General features: G+C 61.8%; 1 protein-coding gene. It reads left to right on the top strand.

Going from position 1 to position 400, the window contains the following annotated elements; all coding sequences use genetic code 11:
- Window positions 1–400, top strand: a 400-nt coding sequence (locus D3227_RS40820; protein WP_281035091.1) for an aminoglycoside phosphotransferase family protein, incomplete at both ends; no start/stop codon positions are given.

Genomic DNA, 400 nt, shown 5'->3' on the forward strand with positions numbered 1-400 from the left:
TCGACGAACAGGGCGACCACGCCGCCACTGAAATCGCGGCCGAGGTGATGGCGAAACTGTTTTCACCTGGGAAAGACCCCTTCCCGGCCGAACTTCAGCCGCAGAGGGAACGGTTTTCAAGCCTGTTCAAGAAGGCCGCAACAGACCGCGACGCGGGTCATGACAGCCTTTATGTCGAGGCCGCCGTCATCGCGGATCGACTGCTGGCCAATCCGCACGATATCAGGCCTCTGCATGGTGACCTGCATCACGAAAACATCCTGCATGGACCGCGCGGCTGGCTGGCCATCGATCCGAAGGGCGTTCTCGGCGACCCCGGCTTCGACGCCGCGAACATGTTCTACAACCCGCTCGACCGGGATGAGCTTTGCCTCGATCCGGAGCGAACAGCGCATATGGC

The sequence above is a fragment of the Mesorhizobium waimense genome, from assembly GCF_003601975.1.
Taxonomy (GTDB): domain Bacteria; phylum Pseudomonadota; class Alphaproteobacteria; order Rhizobiales; family Rhizobiaceae; genus Mesorhizobium; species Mesorhizobium waimense.